At 49.2% G+C, this 12752-nt stretch carries 10 protein-coding genes; 8 read left to right on the top strand and 2 right to left on the bottom strand.

The features are described 5' to 3' along the window. The first annotated feature begins 18 nt into the window (after nt 1–18). The 4 genes from kduI to BM367_RS02005 are packed head-to-tail and all read left to right on the top strand — an operon-like array spanning nt 19 to nt 3971. Nucleotides 19–849 (top strand): 5-dehydro-4-deoxy-D-glucuronate isomerase, encoded by an 831-nt coding sequence (gene kduI / locus BM367_RS02020; protein ID WP_092457002.1) that lies wholly within the window; start codon nt 19–21, stop codon nt 847–849. A 43-nt stretch (nt 850–892) separates the two neighbouring features. After that, nucleotides 893–1918: a sugar kinase gene (locus BM367_RS02015; RefSeq protein ID WP_092456999.1), complete on the top strand. Its 1026-nt coding sequence runs from the start codon at nt 893–895 to the stop codon at nt 1916–1918. A gap of 32 nt (nt 1919–1950) precedes the next feature. Beyond that, nucleotides 1951–2622: a bifunctional 4-hydroxy-2-oxoglutarate aldolase/2-dehydro-3-deoxy-phosphogluconate aldolase gene (locus BM367_RS02010; protein WP_092456996.1), complete on the top strand. Its 672-nt coding sequence runs from the start codon at nt 1951–1953 to the stop codon at nt 2620–2622. Next, the gene (locus BM367_RS02005) at nt 2619–3971 is read left to right on the top strand and encodes an MFS transporter (protein ID WP_092456994.1); all 1353 of its coding nucleotides are present in this window, start codon (nt 2619–2621) and stop codon (nt 3969–3971) included. Before BM367_RS02010 ends, BM367_RS02005 begins: the two co-directional genes overlap by 4 nt. 24 nt (nt 3972–3995) lie before the next feature. On the opposite strand, the gene BM367_RS02000 is transcribed toward BM367_RS02005, so the two are convergent. Continuing rightward, nucleotides 3996–4580, bottom strand: a complete 585-nt coding sequence (locus BM367_RS02000) for an acyltransferase (RefSeq protein WP_092456992.1) — start codon at nt 4578–4580, stop codon at nt 3996–3998. Nucleotides 4581–4709: 129 nt separating this feature from the next. On the opposite strand from BM367_RS02000, the gene BM367_RS01995 reads away from it, so the two are divergent. Next, nucleotides 4710–5645 (top strand): aspartate carbamoyltransferase catalytic subunit, encoded by a 936-nt coding sequence (locus tag BM367_RS01995; RefSeq protein WP_092456989.1) that lies wholly within the window; start codon nt 4710–4712, stop codon nt 5643–5645. Between the two features lies 1 nt (nt 5646). Here the strand turns inward: BM367_RS01995 and BM367_RS01990 are convergent, their stop codons facing one another. Then, nucleotides 5647–6540, bottom strand: coding sequence for a DUF6089 family protein (locus tag BM367_RS01990; protein ID WP_092456986.1), 894 nt, complete (start codon nt 6538–6540; stop codon nt 5647–5649). Nucleotides 6541–6842: 302 nt separating this feature from the next. On the opposite strand from BM367_RS01990, the gene BM367_RS01980 reads away from it, so the two are divergent. From BM367_RS01980 to BM367_RS01970, 3 genes are read left to right on the top strand one after another with little or no spacing between them, the layout of a single operon-like run. Next, nucleotides 6843–8219 carry a TolC family protein gene (locus tag BM367_RS01980; protein WP_092460868.1) on the top strand — a complete coding sequence of 459 codons (1377 nt, stop codon included), beginning with the start codon at nt 6843–6845 and terminating at the stop codon, nt 8217–8219. A 41-nt stretch (nt 8220–8260) separates the two neighbouring features. Then, nucleotides 8261–9409 (top strand): efflux RND transporter periplasmic adaptor subunit, encoded by a 1149-nt coding sequence (locus tag BM367_RS01975; protein WP_092456980.1) that lies wholly within the window; start codon nt 8261–8263, stop codon nt 9407–9409. A 41-nt stretch (nt 9410–9450) separates the two neighbouring features. Next, nucleotides 9451–12630: an efflux RND transporter permease subunit gene (locus BM367_RS01970; protein WP_092456977.1), complete on the top strand. Its 3180-nt coding sequence runs from the start codon at nt 9451–9453 to the stop codon at nt 12628–12630. Nucleotides 12631–12752 lie beyond the last annotated feature (122 nt).

The following is a 12752-nucleotide window of genomic DNA, read 5'->3' as shown; positions in this document are numbered from 1 at the left end:
TATCAAAATTTTACGATTATGGAAATCAGATTCTCGCATAGCCCGGAAGAAACCATGCACATGTCAACCCAGGAATTGCGCAGGCATTTTCTGGTTCAGCATCTGATGCAGGATGATGTGGTACGATTGGTGTATGCGCATGATGATCGCCTGATCATCGGAGGTGCGCGTCCGCTTACCAATCCGCTTGATCTGCCCAATCACCCCGAACTGAAAGCCAACTATTTTCTGGAGCGCCGGGAGCTGGGAGTCATCAATGTGGGTGGCCGGGGAACGGTTCAAGCCGATGGGCAGACGTTTGAGCTGGAAAAATTGGATGCCGTGTATCTGGGAAAAGGTACCCGCGAAGTGAGCTTTGCTGCTGTTTCACCACATGATCCGCCTGTGTTTTTCCTGCTGTCGGCTCCGGCGCATGCTTCCTATCCCAATCAGGTGATGAAAAAGCAGGATGCGGCGCCCATGCAGGCGGGGGATGAGAAAAACGCGAATAAAAGAACGATTTACAAATACATTCACCTGGAGGGAATCCGCAGCTGCCAGCTTGTGATGGGACTCACGATGCTGGAACCCGGCAGCGTGTGGAATTCCGTGCCACCCCATACCCATACACGCCGCACAGAAGTATATTTTTACTTTGATGTGCCAGCAGCCCAGCGTGTATTCCATTTCATGGGGCAACCTCAGGAAACCCGGCATCTGGTCATGGCCAACTATGAAGCCGTTATCTCGCCTCCCTGGTCGGTTCATTTCGGATGCGGTACCAGTAACTACGGGTTTATCTGGGGGATGGCAGGTGAAAACCAGGTGTACAACGATATGGATGTGGTGGAAGTAAAATCTGTTTTGTAGATCAAATCATCAAACGCGTATTAGATTTTAAAAACGAAGTTATATGTCAAAAAAAGTTGTCACGTTTGGAGAAATCATGTTGCGGCTTTCCACGCCCGGCTACCAGCGTTTTGTGCAGGCCGAACGGTTTGACGTTACCTATGGCGGGGGCGAAGCCAATGTAGCTGTAGCGCTTTGCAATTATGGTTTGCAGGGAACCTTTGTGACCAAGGTGCCCAACAATCCCATTGGACAGGCAGCTATCAACCACTTGCGGCGTTATGGGGTGGATACCCAATACATAGCGCGCGGTGGAGAAAGGCTGGGCATTTATTTTCTGGAGACAGGAGCTTCCATGCGTGCCTCGCAGGTGATCTACGATCGAGCCCATGCGGCCATTGCCGAAGCCGGACCGGAAGATTTCGATTTCGACCGGATTCTGGATGGGGCCGTTTGGTTTCACACCACAGGCATTACGCCGGCATTGAGCGACAAGGCTGCTGCGTTAACCGAACAAGCGCTGAAAACCGCCCGGGCCAAGGGTATCACCACCAGCATTGACTTGAATTACAGGAAAAAACTCTGGAGCAAAGAAAAAGCCCGTGAGGTGATGACCCGCTTGTGCCAGTATGTAGATGTGTGCATTGGCAATGAAGAAGATGCAGAGGCTACGCTGGGTTTCAAGGCAAAAGGAACCGATGTTACCAAAGGCGAGCTAAATCTGGAAGGATATCAGGATGTATTTCGCCAGATGCGGGAAAAGTTTGGTTTCAAATACATTGCTACCTCCTTGCGGGAAAGCTATAGCGCCAGCGATAATGGCTGGAGCGCCCTGGTATATGATGGGAATGAATTTTACCATACCCGAAAATATGAAGTACGCATTGTGGACCGTGTGGGCAGTGGCGATAGCTTTGCCAGCGGATTTATTTACGGATTGATTACCGGCATGGATATGCGGCAGGCGGCTGAATTTGGTGTAGCAGCATCAGCATTGAAACATACCATTCCGGGCGATATGAATCATGCTACGCTGGAAGAAGTTTTGCAGCTTATGAAAGGCGATGCCAGCGGAAGAGTTCAGCGATGATGGTTTCAAAAGTTTAAAATCACATTGGGAAAATGGCCAACAGACAACAGATCACAGAGCATATTCTTCGGCAGGGTATTTTACCCCTGTATTTTCATGCAGACGAGGCTGTCAGCACGGAGGTACTTCGGGCTATCTACCGGGCCGGCATCCGGGCGGTGGAATATACCAACCGCGGAGAGACCGCTTTCCGGAACTTTCGTACACTGATCACCATTCGCAACCAGGAAATGCCCGATATGTGGTTGGGCGTGGGTACCATTAAACAGCTGAAAGAAGCCGAGCAATATGTGGCAGCAGGGGCCGATTTTTTGGTGAGCCCTGGTTATCTGCCTGAGGTGGCTGGTTTTGCTATCGGGCATGATTTGCTTTATGCGCCCGGATGCATGACACCTACAGAAATCATGGCTGCTGAAAACCAGGGATTGCAGCTGATTAAGCTGTTTCCCGGCAGTCTGTTGGGTCCGGAATTCGTCAGCAGCATCCGCGATATTTTCCCGAAGCTGTGGTTTATGCCTACCGGTGGCGTGGATACCACCAAGGAAAATCTGGAACGCTGGTTCAAGGCAGGGGTCTGTGCTGTGGGCATGGGCAGTAAACTCATCAGCAAAAAACTGATGGAACAGCGCGATTACGCTACCATCGAAAAGCTTACCCGGGAAGTATTACAAACCATTCACGATATCAAAAACCAACAATCATGAGTCTGGAACCACGGGTGGCCGATACGCTTGCGGAGAAAGTACGTCCTTTTCGCTGGCGTATCCTGGCCCTGCTCTTTATTGCCACTACCATCAACTACATGGACCGCAGCATCATCGGTGTATTGGGGCCTACTTTGCGCGATTATATTTTTCACTGGAGCAATACGCAGTACAGTTACATCAATATCTCTTTCATGATTGCCTATGCTGTAGGTATGCTGATCATGGGAGGCATTATTGATCGGGTAGGCACAAGGGCTGGATATGCTATATCTATTGGCATCTGGAGCTTTTTTAGCCTGATGCATGCCTTTGTCAACCGCACCATGGGCTGGATTGGCTTTGCTGTGGCGCGTTTTGGACTGGGTATTGGCGAGTCGGGTAATTTTCCGGCCTGTATCAAAACTGTAGCTGAATGGTTTCCAAAAAAGGAGCGGGCATTGGCCACAGGCATTTTCAATGCAGGCAGCAATGTGGGGGCGGTACTGGCTCCATTGGTCATTCCCCTGATCGTAAGCAACACGGGCAGGCACTGGCAATATGCCTTTTGTGTGACTTTCGTTTTCAGTATGATTTGGGTTATCATTTGGCTTACCACCTATCGCAAACCTGAAAAGCACCGCAAGGTATCCAAACAGGAGTTGTCCTACATTTTAAGCGATTCGGAGGCGGAAAGTGACGAGCGTATTTCCTGGTGGCGGGTATTGCCGCTCAGGGAAACCTGGGCATTTGCCGTAGCCAAGCTGCCTGATGCCGTTTGGTGGTTTTATCTGTTCTGGGGAGGTTTTTTCTTGAATCACCAGTTTGGATTGGAACTCAAAGGATTGGCTTTGCCACTGATCATCATTTACCTGATGGCCGATTTGGGAAGCATTTTCGGAGGATGGCTTTCTTCCTTTTTTATCAAGAAAAAGCACTGGCCCATCAATCGTGCACGCAAAACTGCCATGCTTATCTGCGGGATTATTATCCTGCCGGTGGTGTTTGCCACCCAAACGCACAACGAATGGATAGCTGTATTCCTGATTGGACTCGCCGCTGGTGGGCATCAGGCATGGTCGGCCAATGCGTTTACACTGGCATCGGATGTATTTCCCAAGAAAGCAACGGCTTCTGTGGTGGGTATTGGTGGCATGATAGGTGCGCTGGCCAGTGTGGCGGCCAATTTCGGATTGGGACATGTGCTGGATCAGAGTGAAAAAAGCGGGTATTTTGTGGCCTTCCTAGTTGCCGGCAGTTTATATCTGGTGGCCTTGTTCTTCATTCATCTCATCATGCCTCATATGACACCTCGCGATGAGCAGCTGCAATATGTTTCATCGGCCAAAACCGAAAAGACTGATTCGTAGGTTATTTTCCGAAAACGGCGTCCTTCAGCTGATTTTTTCTACCCGGCCTTCCTGCAGCCTGTAGCGGATTCCGCTTTCCGGGCAAACGGCCCATCCTTTTGCATCAAACTGAAGGCGATGACCATAGGAGCTTACCCAGCCTGCCTGCCGCGCCGGACAGCCCACCATCAGTGCATAGGCCGGCACGTTGTGCGTTACGACAGCTCCGGCACTAATAAATGCATAGCTCCCAATTTCAAGGCCGCAAATAATAGTTGCATTCGCCCCGATGGTAGCCCCTTTTCGTACGATGGTGGTCTGATATTGATCCCTGCGGCTGATTTCGCTGCGAGGATTGCGTACATTGGTGAATACACACGAAGGCCCGAGAAACACATCATCTTCAATGATCACACCGGTGTAAAGCGATACATTGTTCTGGATTTTTACCCCATTACCCACAATCACACCCGAAGCAATAAAAACGTTCTGGCCAATATGGCATGAACTGCCGATGCGGGCACCCGCCATAAGATGCGAAAAATGCCAGATTCTGGTGCCTTCACCAATGACGCAGCCCTCATCCACAACAGCGGTTGGGTGGATCATGATATCAAGAGAATCATGCATAACAGGTTCTATCTCTGATGCAAAAATCTATCAAAACCAACGGAAAAACCACTGCAAAACAGGTGCAAATCCCCGGAAAATGGATTCTGATTTGCTTTGAGTGATGCAGATCATTACCTTTGCTACCCGATGTCTCTCTCGGTCAAACACCTGCTGGGCATTCGCGATCTTACTGCTGAAGATATTGAAATTATTTTTCAAACTGCCGATCAGTTTAAAGAAGTATTGAACCGGCCTATCAAAAAAGTGCCCACCCTGCGCGATACTACGGTGGTGAATTTATTTTTTGAGAATTCAACCCGCACACGGATTTCCTTTGAGCTGGCCGAAAAAAGGCTTTCTGCCGATGTGGTGAATTTTTCGGCAGGTGTATCTTCGGTAAAAAAGGGGGAAACGCTGATTGATACCGTGCACAATATTCTGGCCATGAAGGTTGATATGGTCGTGATGCGGCATTCGGCCAGTGGTGCGCCCCACTTTCTGGCACGACATATCCCGGCCAGCGTGATCAATGCCGGCGATGGCATCAATGAACATCCCACGCAGGCCTTGCTCGATGCCTATTCCATCCGCGAAAGGTTGGGGCAGGTGAAAGGCGTGCGGGTGGCTATCATCGGTGATATCATGCACTCGCGGGTAGCCTTGTCCAACATCTACTGCCTGAAAAAATTAGGTGCAGAAGTAATGGTGGCCGGCCCGCCCACGCTGATTCCGAAATACATAGAGGAAGCTCTGGACGTAAGGGTTTGTTATCATGTTAAAGATGCATTGGCCTGGTGTGATGTAGCCAATGTGCTGCGGATACAGCTGGAACGGCAAAATCGCCCGCTTTTTTCCTCGCTGCGCGAATACAATTTGTATTATGGCATTAAACGCAGCTGGATCGATGCGCTTCAGAAACCCATCGTAATCATGCATCCCGGGCCTATCAACCGGGGAGTAGAACTGGATTCGGAAGTGGCAGACTCACCTCAATCCATCATCCTGCAGCAGGTTGAAAACGGCGTGGCTATCCGGATGGCCGTCTTGTATTTATTGGCCGGCAAAAAGGAAAGTTTCAGTTAGTTTATTTCATAGGAGGACATGGAATTCCGCTTCCGCCGATTTCTTCCCGCATGTTTCGCATGTTTTTGAATTTTCGGGGCAGTGTGATGCTGAGGGTGATAGCAGAATAGTAATACCAGTCCTTATATCTGCTGCTGCCGCGAATGGTGCCATCCGGGGGATAGGGATCGGATTGATGGCCGGGAAGCCGGTTGGTGCGGAAAGCCATCCTGACGGCCAACGGACCCTTCGCATTTTGCAGAGTGGTTTCATCCACATAGGTTTTGCTGACATCATCCAGGTAATCGGTAAACGTTTTCCGAAGGCCCACTTCCAAGCCCAGCCTTACCCGTGGCGAAATTGCCCAAAGCAGCCCTCCACCAAACGGAATGGCCGGTTGGATAAGTGAATAAGGCTTGCGATCAGGGTAGGCAGCAAGCCCTTCTCCTTCGGTACTCAAAGGACGCAATGCCACGCGCTGACCATTGGTATCGAGTGCCGTGGGATTAAAATGAAACAGTGCAAGACCTACAAATACATAAGGCGTAAAGGCTTTTTCATGCAGATCCCATAATTGATAACGAATGTTGGCCTGCAGTTCCAGGATATGCGATTGAAAGCTGAGGTTTCGGAGGATAGTCGTGCTATCTTTTCCATACCGATCGTCGCCAGAAATCGTAGCATAGGAAAACATACCCCGCATGGCAAGATGGGAGCCAAGTTCCTGATCGTAAAAAATACCGATGGCTGGATGAGACTCCCGGAATGTGTATCGCCGGTATTGCAGATCTCCGGTATAATTGCTGGCTCCCGCCAATATCCCTATACTTCTATCCTGTGCAAATGCAGGAATGTGTTGGATGATGCACCAGCATATGCCAAAAAAGGATAGCTGCCAAAACTTGCCGGAAAACATAAGCAAGAGGTTTCTGGATATAAACGTCATTTTATTGTTATTTCTTATTTTATGCAATCAAAAATTTTGTATGCATAACAGCCACTGATCAAGAATTTTTGATCATCCATTTTCAACAGCCTAAATTTGCAGATCGTTTTTGACTGCTCCTTTCGGTTCATGGGCAATTCCCTTTGTGCCGTGCAATGAGCCGGATCAGCAGCCTGTGAACAGTTCAGATATATGCTGTTCCAGGCATTACCAAATGAACATGACAAGTTTTTCCGCAACCAGGCACTCCGATGTTGTTAAAAAGCATACGCATGAAAGGAATTACGCTGTTTTTGAGTTTTGCATTTGTTTCCGGCATATTCACTCCAAAGGCTTACACCCAGTCGCTTAGTTCTATTCAAACCCTGGAGGATTGTGTGGCTTATGCATTATCCCACAGCCCTGATCTTCAACAATCATACCTGAATCGCGACATTACGCTGCATACCATCCGCAGCAAGCTAGCCGACTGGTATCCGCAGATCGGGTTAAGTTTTGACCTCCAGCATTATCTGGAGCTGCCTACGTCTGTTTTCCCGGATTTTACCAATCCCAATGGGCCCAAACGGGAAGTGAAAGTGGGTGTTACCAATTCTTCCACGCTCACGTTTTCCGTGAATCAAACTTTATTCAACCGGGATGTATTGCTGGCTGTCCGTTCAGCAGGTGATGTAAAGCAGCAGACGGCGCAATCCATTGTCGAGGATGAGATCAATACCATTGTCAATGTTAGCAAGGCCTATTACAATGTGCTCATTACCCAGCGCCAGCTTGATATTGCCGAAGAAGATATCGTGCGCCTGCGCAAAAGCATGGAAGATGCGTATGCACAATATCAGTCGGGCCTGGTAGATAAAACTGATTATGAAAGAGCAAAAATTGCCCTGAATAATGCCATTGCCAATCGACAGGCGATTGCTCAGCAGGTAAAGGTAGCTTATGTGTATCTGAAGCAACTGATGGGATTCCCAGCTGATAGCAGTTTTCAGCTGGCTTATGATACCAGCCAGATGGATCAGAACGTATGGTTTGATACCACACAAGTCCTGCAATACAGCAACCGCATCGAATATCAGTTGCTGCAAACCAACCGCCGCCTGTTGGTAGATGAGTGGCAGTATAACAAATGGAGTTTCCTGCCTTCGGTATCTGCTTTTTACAATTACAATCTGGCTTATCTGAACGACGAATTTTCGAAGGTATACAGCCGTAGTTTCCCCAATTCACTCATCGGCATTCAGCTGTCGTTGCCCATTTTTCAGGGCACCAAACGCATCCAGAACATTGCTATATCCAAGCTGGAAATTCAGCAGACGGATCTGGCCATCCAGGCCTTGCAGCATCAGATTCGTACAGAATATGAACAGGCATTGGCCAATTACAAAAGCAATCTGTATAACTGGCAAACCCTGAAAGAAAATCTGGAGATGGCTCGCGATGTATATGAAACCCTGTCATTGCAATATCAGGCCGGTGTAAAAACCTATCTGGATGTCATTACGGCGGAAACCGATCTGCGCACGGCTGAATTCAATTATTTAAATGCATTGCTGCAGGTGCTGTCCAGCAAGCTGGACGTGGAAAAAGCCATGGGTCTGATTCATGTTGCCGGCTATCCCTCATCTGCGCAAACATCTGTCAAACCATAAAAAGAACGAAATAGACCATGAATCAAATGCGATATGTTGCTATGAAAATGATCTCCACCCTGGCAGTGGGTTCTGGTATGGCTTTGCTCTTCGCAGGCTGCCATCGCGCCTCCCAGGCTCCACAAATGCCGCAGGCAATACCGGTAAGTGCTATAGAAGTACATACCCAGCCTGCTACCTATTACCAGTTTTATCCTGGAACCATCAGAGCACTGAATGTGGTACAGCTGCACGGCGATGTGAGTGGCTATATCACGGGAATATTTTTCAAAGATGGTCAATTTGTGGAGAAAGGACAGAAATTATATGAAATTGACCGTCAGCAATACGAAGCCGCTTACCAGCAGGCACTTGCTAATTTGCAGGTTGCCCAGGCTAACCTGGAAAGAGCTAAGCAGGATGCAGAACGCTATCAGGAGCTGGCCCAGAAAAATGCGATAGCCAAACAGACACTCGATCATGCGCTATCTGATCTGAGAAGTGCCGAAGCCCAGGTGGCTGCCGCCAAGGCCAATGTGAATCAGGTGGCCACGAATCTGAAATATTCCCGCATTGTAGCTCCTTTCAGCGGTATCATTGGTATTTCGCAGGTGAAGCTGGGCTCGCTGGTTACACCCGGGCAAACCTTGCTGAATACCATTTCATCGTACGACCCAATGGCAGTGGATTTCCAGGTTGATCAGAAAGAAATTCCCCATTTTTCTGACCTGCTGGCTCACGCAGCGGCGCATCGGGCTGATTCCACGTTTATGATTCAGCTTGCTGATGGTACCTTGTATCCCGAACCAGCCACCATTTCAGTCATCGACCGGGCTGTAGATCCGCAAACCGGCACCATTACCGTGCGCCTGCTGGTACCTAACAGGCATAATTTGCTGCGCGATGGCATGAATTGCAATGTGCGGGTGGCTAATTATTTGCCGGCCAGTACCATCCTGATCCCGCAGGTAGCTGTCACGGAGCAACTGGGTGAATATTTTGTATACGTGGTGCAGGGTGACAGCGTCGTGCAGCGGAAAATTGCACTGGGTTATCCGATTGGCGGCCAGTATGTGGTGCAGGATGGATTAAAGCCAGGTGAAAAAGTGGTTACCCAGGGCATCCAGCGGCTGCGGCAGGGAGCTCATGTGATTGTGTCAACCAGTGCGGCCGCTGAGCGCTCCAGCACCGCACCGGCTTCATCTCATTAATATTCAGGCAAGGAGTTTCACAGCATTGAATTCAGGCGACTATGATTGCAAATGTATTTATCAGGAGACCCATCACGGCTATCGTGATAGCTATTATCATTACCCTCCTGGGGGTTTTATCCATCTTGAATCTTCCCATTTCCCAGTATCCCGACATTACACCACCGGTAGTCACGGTGTCGGCCAACTACACGGGTGCCGATGCCCAGACAGTAGAACAAACGGTTACCACACCTATTGAAACCCAGGTAAACGGTACGCCTGGAATGGAGTATATGCAAAGTACCAGCACCAGCAGCGGTACCAGCAGTATCAATGTAACCTTTAACCTGGGGACCAACGTGGATATTGCAGCACTTGACGTGCAAAACAGGGTGAGTGTGGCAGCGCCGCAGCTACCCTCGGAAGTGCAACGTTTGGGCGTGACTGTGCGGAAAAGAAATCCCAGCATTCTGATGCTGGTGGCACTGTATTCACCGCATGGCACCCATAGCGCCGAATTTTTAAGCAACTATGCGAATATTTATGTAAAAGACGCCTTGCTTCGGGTAAATGGAGTGGGCGATGTATTTACCCGCGGGGCGGATTTCAGCATGCGGGTTTGGTTAAAACCCGATAAGCTGGCAGCTCTGGGACTTACGCCCGGTGATGTGGTTGCTGCTCTGCAATCCCAGAATCTGCAGGTGGCCGCTGGATCTATTGGGATGCCCCCACAGGATACGGCTCAGGCTTTCCAGTATACTGTGTTTACCAACAGCCGACTCAGCAAGCCGGAAGATTTTGCCAATGTGGTAATTCGTTCTGACCCGCAGACAGGTGCTTTGGTGCATCTGAAAGACGTGGCCCGGGTGGAACTGGGTAAATTTAGCTACGATGACTATTCCTACGTGGATGGCAAACGCGCTACCTTCCTGCTCATCTTTCAAACCCCCAACAGCAATGCCCTGGAAACCTATCAGGGCGTGGTGGAAGCCATGAAGCAACTGAAAAAGACATTTCCCAGCGACGTAGATTACATGATTCCTTTTGAAGCAGTATCGGTCATTCAGGTTTCGATTCACGAGGTAGTGATTACCCTGCTGGAGGCGTTGATACTGGTGATTCTGGTAGTGTTCCTGTTTTTGCAGAACTGGCGGGCTACCTTGATCCCGGTGCTGGTCATCCCAGTTTCTATCATTGGCACTTTTACCTTTTTCACCCTGCTTGGTTTTACCATCAATAAGCTTACGCTCTTTGGCTTTGTGCTGGCCATCGGGATTGTAGTAGACGACGCTATTGTGGTTACAGAAGCGGTGGAGCATTACATGAGCAGTCGAAATATTCCGGCTAAAGAGGCGACTATATTGGCCATGAAAGACATTTCCGGGCCGGTCATTGCTATTGCACTGATTCTGGCTTCGGTGTTTATTCCAGTAGGGTTTATTCCGGGTATTGTGGGAAAACTTTATCAGCAGTTTGCCATTACCATAGCCATTTCAGTATTGATATCGGCCTTCCTGGCGCTTTCGTTGACGCCTGCCTTGTGTACCTTGTTGCTTAAGCCGATGGAATTTGATGAACATTCCCGCGGATTGAACCGGTTCTTTTATCTGTTTAACAGATGGTTCAGAAAAACCACTTTAAACTATACGGTGGCCGTTCGCAAAGCCATAGCGGCATCCAAATACATCATCATTTTGCTCGTATGCATAATTGTGGCGGCTATTTTACTTTTCAAACACAAGCCTACCGGTTTTATTCCCACAGAAGATGAAGGTCGGCTTTACATCACCTTTGAACTACCTGAGGCAGCTTCTACCACCCGGACTGTGCAGGTACTCGATTCTATTATGCACATCCTGCAGCAGACGCCGGGTGTGGGCCATTTTGCTGGGCTGGCTAGCCTGAATGTGGTTACTTTTTCCACCAAATCAAACAGCGGTACAATCTTTTGCCAGCTGAAACCCTGGGATGAGAGAAAGTCCAAATCTGAACAGCTGTTTGCCATCATTGGTCAGCTGCAAAGGCGATTTGCCGCTATCAAAGACGCCAATATTGTGGTGATTCCCCCGCCCGCTATTCCGGGGCTGGGCGCAACAGGCGGATTTACCTTTGAAATAGAGGATAGAGCCGGTACGGACGATCTGCAGACTTTTGAATCGGTGATCAGGCGATTTGTGGCCGCAGCCAACCAGCGCCCGGAAATCAGCAATGCTTTTACCTTTTTCACAGCTCATACTCCTTCCTATCGGGTGGATGTAGATCGGGACCAGTGTGAAAAAATGGGCGTAAACATTGCCGATGTGTACAGCACTTTACAAACCTATTTAGGAAGTTCGTACGTAAACGATTTCACCATTTATGGCCGCAACTTTCGAGTGGTAGCCCAGGCCGATACGCAATACCGCAGTACCATTCATGATTTATCGGATTACTATGTGCGGAACAACCAGGGGCAGATGATTCCCTTGAGCAATCTGGTTACTTATCGGACCATTGAGACGGCTCCGCTGATTTCGCATTACAACCTGTTTCGCTCGGCAGAAGTGAATGGCAATGCAGCTCCTGGTTACAGCAGCGGCGACGCCATCAAAGCCCTGCAGGAGGTGGCGGCTCAGGTATTGCCCAATGGTTACGGATACGAGTTTTCCGGTTTAAGCCGCGAAGAAATCCAGGCTGGTTCTAAGACCGTCTATATTTTCATGCTTTCCGTGATTTTCGTGTTTCTGTTGCTGGCAGCGTTGTATGAAAGCTGGTCGGTACCTTTTGCCGTATTGCTGGCGGTGCCGCTGGCAGCCTTTGGAGCTATTTTAACCCTGACTTTCACGCCCAGCCTGTCGAACAGCGTCTATGCGCAAATTGGATTGGTAACGCTGATTGGGTTGGCGGCCAAGAATGCCATCCTGATTGTAGAGTTTGCCAAAGAACGTGTGGATCGAGGTATGCAGGAGGTAAATGCTACCCTGGAAGCATCCCAGCTCAGGCTGAGACCCATTTTGATGACTTCGCTGGCGTTTATTTTTGGGGTGGCTCCACTGGCATTGGCTACGGGTGCGGGTGCTGTATCCCGACAAACCATTGGATTCACCGTTCTGGGAGGCATGCTGGCAGCTACGCTGCTGGGGATCTTCACCGTGCCGGTGTTGTTTGTATCTATCATCCGGCTGGCTTATGGAAAAGAAAAATTGCGGGAATTGCAATCCAGAGCTGCAGCCGAAGAGATGCCACACGAACCCATTTAAAGAACTGAACTTTTCGCTTGCGCGTAATCCGGTATTTTTGCTTTTTCCGGAAATTCAAAAGCGTCAGCATTTTTCAGAATTAGATGCCTTGAAATGATGACAGGAGCGTACCAGTTGGTTTC

The sequence above is a fragment of the Thermoflavifilum thermophilum genome (genome assembly GCF_900116565.1).
Taxonomy (GTDB): domain Bacteria; phylum Bacteroidota; class Bacteroidia; order Chitinophagales; family Chitinophagaceae; genus Thermoflavifilum; species Thermoflavifilum thermophilum.
Note: the sequence above shows the minus strand (reverse complement) of the source record. Positions and strands in the feature narration are given on the sequence as shown.